At 41.0% G+C, this 7,092-nt stretch carries 7 protein-coding genes; all 7 read left to right on the top strand.

Features of this window, described 5'->3' with window-relative positions; all coding sequences use genetic code 11:
• Positions 1 to 845: 845 nt before the first annotated feature.
• Positions 846 to 1,463: a transcriptional repressor LexA gene (lexA, locus tag ABMY35_RS04185; RefSeq protein WP_349285142.1), complete on the top strand. Its 618-nt coding sequence runs from the start codon at positions 846 to 848 to the stop codon at positions 1,461 to 1,463.
• Positions 1,464 to 1,712: 249 nt separating this feature from the next.
• On the top strand, positions 1,713 to 2,852 hold the full coding sequence (gene coxB / locus ABMY35_RS04180; protein WP_349285141.1) for a cytochrome c oxidase subunit II: 1,140 nt from the start codon (positions 1,713 to 1,715) through the stop codon (positions 2,850 to 2,852).
• A 2-nt stretch (positions 2,853 to 2,854) separates the two neighbouring features.
• A complete protein-coding gene (ctaD, locus tag ABMY35_RS04175; RefSeq protein ID WP_349285140.1) occupies positions 2,855 to 4,435 on the top strand; it encodes a cytochrome c oxidase subunit I in 1,581 nt (526 codons plus the stop codon).
• Between the two features lies 1 nt (position 4,436).
• Positions 4,437 to 4,988, top strand: coding sequence for a cytochrome c oxidase assembly protein (locus ABMY35_RS04170; protein ID WP_349285139.1), 552 nt, complete (start codon positions 4,437 to 4,439; stop codon positions 4,986 to 4,988).
• Between the two features lie 8 nt (positions 4,989 to 4,996).
• Complete coding sequence (locus ABMY35_RS04165; RefSeq protein WP_349285138.1) at positions 4,997 to 5,866, top strand: cytochrome c oxidase subunit 3; 870 nt, start codon at positions 4,997 to 4,999, stop codon at positions 5,864 to 5,866.
• A gap of 20 nt (positions 5,867 to 5,886) precedes the next feature.
• On the top strand, positions 5,887 to 6,609 hold the full coding sequence (locus ABMY35_RS04160) for an SURF1 family protein (protein ID WP_349285137.1): 723 nt from the start codon (positions 5,887 to 5,889) through the stop codon (positions 6,607 to 6,609).
• On the top strand, positions 6,599 to 7,087 hold the full coding sequence (locus tag ABMY35_RS04155) for a transmembrane cytochrome oxidase associated protein (protein WP_349285136.1): 489 nt from the start codon (positions 6,599 to 6,601) through the stop codon (positions 7,085 to 7,087). Before ABMY35_RS04160 ends, ABMY35_RS04155 begins: the two co-directional genes overlap by 11 nt.
• Positions 7,088 to 7,092 lie beyond the last annotated feature (5 nt).

Below are 7,092 nucleotides of genomic sequence, written 5' to 3'. Positions count from 1 at the left end.
CGAACTCAGAAGTGAAACGAAACAGCGTCGATGATAGTGTGGGTCTCCCATGTGAAAGTAGAACATTGCCAAGCACCTATTTAGAGAAAGCCCGATTCGAAAGAGTCGGGCTTTTTTGCTTTAAGTCCCTCAACATCAGCTAAACTAGTTTATCTCACCTTGCGCAAAGCAAACGTATTCGCTTCGCTCATTGTCGTTAACACTTTGCACGATATTTACCCTGCGCAAAAGAAGCGCACTCACTGCGTTCACCGTAGCTCGTCTTTTCTTGTTGAATTAGTTTCCATGAAGATAAACCTCGTTTGCCTATTCATCCCTAAAGCTGGGTCCCATCGCGCATCCATGCGCTCATCTCAACGAACTGCGAAGCTACGCTTCGGTCTCATTTCGTCCATGTGAAAGTAGAACATCGCCAGCAAAGCTTACCCCAGGCAATTAAAGAAACCCGTTGCAGCAATGCAGCGGGTTTTTTGCGTTTAGGTGATAAATCGTCCTGCACAGTGATGAGGTGATGCACTGTGATAAAAAGACGAATTAGCGCAAGGTGAAGTGAGCAACTTTCACAGTAGTTACTCTCTTCACTCTGAAACACTTTTCACACGCGTAAATAATTACACCCTCAACATCAGCTAGATTGGTTTATCTCACCTTGCGCGAAAAGAATGTAAGCGCTGCGCGCTTGTCATAAACCTTTCGCACTATAATTGCGCAAAAGAAGCGCACTCACTGCGTTCACAGTCGCTAATTTTGCACTTTATTGCATTAAATCTATCCAAATTTAGTTTGCCATTTTGACACAACTGTATATACTCACAGTATCTTTACCTGTATGGAAAACCAGTTGTATGCGACCACTAACGAAACGACAAGAACAAGTATTTGAACTCATCAAAGTCTTCATCAAAGATACAGGTATGCCTCCTACACGTGTTGAAATTGCTGATGCGCTTGGTTTTAAAAGTGCTAATGCTGCTGAGGAGCATTTAAAAGCCTTAGCTAAGAAAGGGGTGATAGAAATGGTGCCTGGGGCTAGTCGTGGTATTCGATTAGTCGACGATGGCTCGTCTGAAGATACAGGGCTTCCTTTGATTGGTAAAGTTGCTGCAGGAGAGCCCATTTTGGCTCAAGAACATATCGAAAGTCATTATGAGGTTGATCCGAGTTTATTTAAGCCTGCTGCTGATTACTTATTACGTGTAGATGGAATGAGCATGAAAGACATCGGTATTCTTGATGGTGATCTTTTGGCTGTACATAAAGCGCAAGTTGCTCAAAATGGTCAAGTTGTTGTTGCTCGAGTAGACAACGATGTAACAGTTAAAAGGTTAGAACAAAAAGGTAGCAAAGTGCTATTACATGCTGAAAATGAAGAGTTTTCTCCAATCGAGGTTGATCTAGAACACGAACCTTTTGCTATTGAAGGTCTCGCTGTAGGTGTTATAAGAAATTCTAATTGGATGTAACTTCTATATAATTCTAACAATAGGTTAGCTGCTCTCTTTTTCTGTTTCTTTAGTCAGCTAACCATATCTCTTCTTACTTTCCATTTTAATATATCAAATTCTTCTATTTTACTTTCTTGCTAATTGCTTATTTATTGACTAATTGTTAATAGGTCATGTATTGCCTTCGACTTTAGTCGGATCCTATGACGGTCATCCAATAATTCTAACTGCGAACTTCATGCTGAAGTCGATAAATGGGGGCGTCGTATGAGAATAAGTAAATTTGCTTATTTGCTTACTTTTTTGTTGCTTAGTCCACTTTCATTAGCCAATAGTGACTACAACATGAGAAAAGGGGTTACTGATGTAAGTCATAGTGTTTATGAACTACATATGACCATTTTTCTAATCTGTTGTGTAATCGGCTTGATTGTATTTTCAGTGATGTTTTGGGCTTTATTAAAGCACAGAAAATCAAAAGGAGCTGTGGCTGCACAGTTTCATGAAAGTACCAAAGTTGAAATTGTTTGGACTGCTATTCCTTTTCTTATTCTTGTCATCATGGCGATCCCCGCAACTAAGACTTTAATTGCTATGGAGGACACCAGCAAGGCTGACATAACAATCAAGGTCACAGGGTCACAGTGGAAATGGCACTATGAATACCTTGGTCATGACGTTGATTTCTTTTCTGTGTTATCTACGCCTTTATCTCAGGTTAATAATGAGGAAGAAAAAACAGAGACCTATCTATTGGATGTAGATAAACCGCTGGTAATACCTACAAACAAAAAAGTGAGATTTCTAATGACGTCAGATGACGTGATTCATTCATGGTGGGTACCTGATTTTGCAGTTAAGAAAGATGCCAACCCAGGGTTTATCAATGAAGCTTGGACCAAAGTAAATGAAGAAGGTATTTACCGAGGTCAGTGCGCTGAGCTATGTGGTAAAGACCATGGCTTCATGCCTGTAGTTGTTGAAGCTGTCTCACCTGAAAAATTCGAACAATGGTTAACTGAGCAACAATTAGCCAAAACAGAAGCAGCGAAAGAGGCCGAAGCTGTACTATCACAAACTCTAAGTAAAGAAGAGTTAATGACAGAAGGTCAGACAGTTTACATGGGATATTGTGCAGCTTGTCATCAACCTACAGGATTGGGGTTGCCTGGCGTCTTCCCTGGTCTTAAAGATAATGCGGTTGTTAAAGGGGATCTAGATGAGCATATAGATGTGCTGCTAAACGGTCGCCCAGGTACAGCAATGCAGGCATTTGCAAAGCAACTTACAGTAAAACAAATTGCGGCTGTTATAACTTACAAACGCAATAGCTGGGGTAATGATACAGGCGAAGTAATCCAGCCAAGCCAAGTTCAAGCATTCATCGATAAAGCGTCAGGAGAGTAATCATGAGTACTCAGGTTCAAAGTTCAGAACATGCTCATGAAGAGCATCTTACAGGTATAAAGCGTTGGTTGTTTACGACCAATCATAAAGAAATTGGCTCTCTTTATTTAATCTTTTCGTTAGTGATGTTTTTGATCGGTGGAGCTATGGCCATGGTGATCAGAGCTGAGTTATTTCAGCCTGGACTACAGCTAGTTGATCCACACTTTTTTAATCAAATGACCACTGTGCATGGTTTGATCATGGTGTTTGGCGCTGTTATGCCTGCCTTTACAGGCCTCGCTAATTGGATGATCCCCATGATGATAGGCGCACCAGATATGGCGCTGCCTAGAATGAATAACTGGAGTTTTTGGATTTTACCTTTTGCATTTGCAATCTTACTTGCTTCACTGTTTATGGAAGGAGGGGGCCCAGCGTTTGGCTGGACTTTCTATGCACCGTTATCCACAACATATAGTAACGACAATACAGCATTGTTTGTGTTTGCAGTTCATATAATGGGCATCAGTTCAATCATGGGAGCAATTAATGTCATTGTAACCATTGTCAATTTACGCGCCCCTGGCATGACATGGATGAAGTTACCTCTCTTTGTATGGACCTGGTTAATAACCGCCTTTTTATTGATTGCCGTAATGCCTGTATTAGCTGGTGCTGTAACTATGGTACTTACCGATAAATATTTTGGTACCAGCTTCTTTGATGCAGCAGGTGGCGGAGATCCTGTTATGTTCCAGCATATTTTTTGGTTCTTTGGTCATCCTGAAGTTTACATCATGATACTGCCTGCATTTGGCATTATATCGACCATAGTGCCTACTTTTTCCCGGAAAAAGCTATTCGGCTACTCTTCCATGGTATACGCAACCTCTTCTATTGCTTTTTTATCTTTTATCGTATGGGCACACCATATGTTTACCACAGGTATGCCGTTAGCTGGAGAGCTCTTCTTTATGTATGCGACCATGCTGATATCTGTACCTACGGGAGTCAAAGTCTTTAATTGGGTTGCAACTATGTGGCGTGGCTCGATTAGTTTTGAGATCCCTATGATGTTTTCCATTGCGTTTATCGTGCTCTTTACGTTGGGGGGCTTCTCGGGGTTGATGCTTGCGATCACTCCAGCAGACTTCCAGTACCATGATACTTATTTTGTTGTGGCGCACTTCCATTACGTACTTGTAACAGGTGCTGTATTTTCCATTATGGCGGCTGTTTATTATTGGTTACCTAAATGGACTGGCAACATGTACTGTATAACCACAGCGAAGTGGCATTTTTGGATGTCATTAATTAGCGTCAACATTTTATTTTTCCCAATGCACTTTGTAGGCCTTGCGGGTATGCCAAGACGCATACCTGATTACGCGCTTCAGTTTGCTGATTTCAATGCCATCATTAGCATTGGTGGTTTTGCCTTTGGCCTTTCTCAGCTCATTTTTGTGTGGTGTGTGTTCAAATGTGCACGGGGTGGTGAATCGGTGCCAGCTAAAGTGTGGGATGGTGCAGAAGGGCTAGAGTGGGAGGTACCTTCCCCAGCACCTTTACATACATTCAGTACTCCTCCTAAGGTGAAGTAGTATGCATGCGGCACTCGTTAAGAAACTCATAATCGCTGTAGTAGGCATGTTTGCTTTTGCTTTTGCACTTGTGCCGCTTTATGACGTTTTTTGTGAAGTAACAGGCTTAAACGGAAAGCCTGATATGGAAGCGGCACAGGCTAGTAGTTTAGTGGATGAATCGAGAATGATTGATGTGAGTTTTATTACTCAAACTAAGCAAGGTGTGCCGTTTAGTGTAAAAGCAAAACAGTTTTCTGTCGCTGTAAAACCAGGTGAGATGTCAGAGCTTATTTTTGTCGCTAAAAACCTTAGTGAATACCAGAGAGTGATGCAGGCAGTACCGTCTGTTTCACCAGGAAAAGCAGCCAAATACTTACATAAAGTAGCTTGCTTTTGCTTTGATAGACAGCCGTTCGAACCTAATCAAGAAGTTGAGTTCAAGCTCGTATTTTATGTTGATACAGAGTTACCTCAAGACGTTCAAGAGCTAACCTTATCTTACGCCATTTTTGATATCAGTGACGTCGCGTTAGCGCGTGATGACGCGAAAACCGAACCTTACAAAGGTTAGGAGGAATTATGCAATCTCAAAGTTATTATGTACCCGCCCAAAGTCCTTGGCCAATTATAGGTGCTGTAGCTATGTTCTTCATTGCTGTTGGGGCAGGTCTGACTGTCATGCAATTGGGTAGTGAAGATTTAAGTGGTGTTCTCATATTAGGTTTAGGTGTTTTGATATTACTTTATATGCTTTTTGGCTGGTTTAAGCATGTTATCCAAGAGTCTGATAAAGGCCTGTATTCAGCGCAAATGGATCGTTCATTCAAGCAAGGTATGAGTTGGTTTATTTTTTCTGAGGTGATGTTCTTTTTTGCATTTTTTGGTGCTCTGCTTTACGCAAGAGTGTTTTCTGTACCTTGGCTAGGAGGTGCAAGCAATAACCAAATGACGAATGAAGTACTATGGCCAAACTTTGAAGCGATGTGGCCGCTACTTTCAACACCGGCTGGAGATGTAACACAGAGTATGCCATGGTATGGTCTGCCACTTATTAATACGATTATTCTGCTTACATCTTCTGTAACCTTACATTTCGCGCATAAAGCCATCGAGTCAAATAAACGCAAACCGCTCACTCTTTTCTTACTTATCACGGTAATACTTGGTTTTATCTTTTTAGCACTACAAGCCCAAGAATATGTCCATGCGTATGAAGCGCTCAACTTGACGCTTCAGTCAGGTATCTATGGCAATACCTTTTATCTTTTAACTGGGTTTCATGGTATGCACGTCACCATAGGCGCAATTTTATTAACGATTGTATTAATAAGAGTGGCAAAAGGACATTTTACCGAAGATAAACATTTCGCTTTTCAAGCCGCTGCTTGGTATTGGCATTTTGTCGATGTTGTATGGGTATGTTTATTTGTTTTCGTCTACGTTTTATAGGTGTGAAATGAGGGACTTATATGGCTTTAATCAGAGCGCTGCCATGGCAAGCTATAATCATTTGGCTAGTATGCATCACAGTTGTGACAACGTGCCTAGGTTTGTCTTACTGGCAGTTTTCTAGAGCAAAAGAAAAGCAGCTTCAACTTGATGAATTTAGTCAAGTTGAGCTGACTTCGTTAGAGTTTATCCAAGCATTGCAAAATCGCTCTATTGAAAGATTGCATGGCCAAACCGTTTCTTTAATGGGAAGGCTAGAGCAAGAATACATCTGGTTTTTAGATAATAGAATTGTGGATGGACGTGTCGGTGTTGATGTCATTTCCCTTTTTAAAGTTGCGGGTTTAGAAAAGTATCTATTAGTTAACTTAGGGTTTATACCGCTTCAAGGCCGAGGGCAACCTGACACACTCTCTTTTGACGAAATTCAAAACTTAAATTTAGTGATAAAAAGTCGCCACTTAGAGCACTTTACTTTAGCAAAGTCAGCGCTTGAAGCTCACTCTCAGCGGTTGCAGTTTATAGATCATTTGTACTTATCAAACTTAACAGGTAAAGATATCTACCCTGCCATTTTTTATCAATTACCTGACTCAGCAGTGATTGCTGAACCTCACTATCAACCAGTAGTAATGAGTCCTGAAAAACATCATGCCTATGCTTTGCAGTGGTTTTTAATTGCAGTCGCAGCGGCTTTTATTGCATTTAAGGCAACAAGAACAGAGGTGCCGAATGAAGCTTAAACCAATATGGATGTTTATTATCTGCTGTATTACGCCATTTATTTTGGCGTATGCGGCAATTCAGACAAACTGGCTGCCAGATAATACAACGAATAAAGGGCGTCTTCTCAGTAACGATATACAAGTGCCTAATTGGCAGGTAAATGATAATACGCTTTGGAGTATTGCACTATCTGCACCGGTTGATTGTGGGTTGGTTTGTATTCAACAAAATCAACGCTTACAAAATGTGTATCAAGCGCTTGGCAAAAAACAAGACAAAGTAAGTCTAGTGATTTTTGGTGAGGCGAAAAATAATGACATGACTCAGTATCCGGCACTACCTGAGTTGCAAGCTGGATGGCTTTATCTTGTAGATCACCATGGTTTAGTTGTGCTTGCTTATCCATACGAAGAAAGTGAGCAAAAAAGTAGAGTGTTACATAAAGGATTGTTATCGGATCTAAAGAAGTTACTCAATTATGCGCGCAGTAGCTAGGAGGA

The organism is Pseudoalteromonas sp. BZB3 (genome assembly GCF_040104455.1).
In the GTDB taxonomy this organism is placed as follows: Bacteria; Pseudomonadota; Gammaproteobacteria; order Enterobacterales; family Alteromonadaceae; genus Pseudoalteromonas.
The sequence above is the reverse complement of the archived record's forward strand: the minus strand, read 5'-3'. Positions and strand labels throughout refer to the sequence as shown.

What these genes read in the sequence shown, in the direction of transcription:
- lexA (WP_349285142.1), top strand. Translation starts at nt 846, where the DNA reads ATGCGACCACTAACGAAACGACAAGAACAAGTATTTGAACTCATCAAA.
- coxB (WP_349285141.1), top strand. Translation starts at nt 1,713, where the DNA reads ATGAGAATAAGTAAATTTGCTTATTTGCTTACTTTTTTGTTGCTTAGT.
- ctaD (WP_349285140.1), top strand. Translation starts at nt 2,855, where the DNA reads ATGAGTACTCAGGTTCAAAGTTCAGAACATGCTCATGAAGAGCATCTT.
- ABMY35_RS04170 (WP_349285139.1), top strand. Translation starts at nt 4,437, where the DNA reads ATGCATGCGGCACTCGTTAAGAAACTCATAATCGCTGTAGTAGGCATG.
- ABMY35_RS04165 (WP_349285138.1), top strand. Translation starts at nt 4,997, where the DNA reads ATGCAATCTCAAAGTTATTATGTACCCGCCCAAAGTCCTTGGCCAATT.
- ABMY35_RS04160 (WP_349285137.1), top strand. Translation starts at nt 5,887, where the DNA reads ATGGCTTTAATCAGAGCGCTGCCATGGCAAGCTATAATCATTTGGCTA.
- ABMY35_RS04155 (WP_349285136.1), top strand. Translation starts at nt 6,599, where the DNA reads ATGAAGCTTAAACCAATATGGATGTTTATTATCTGCTGTATTACGCCA.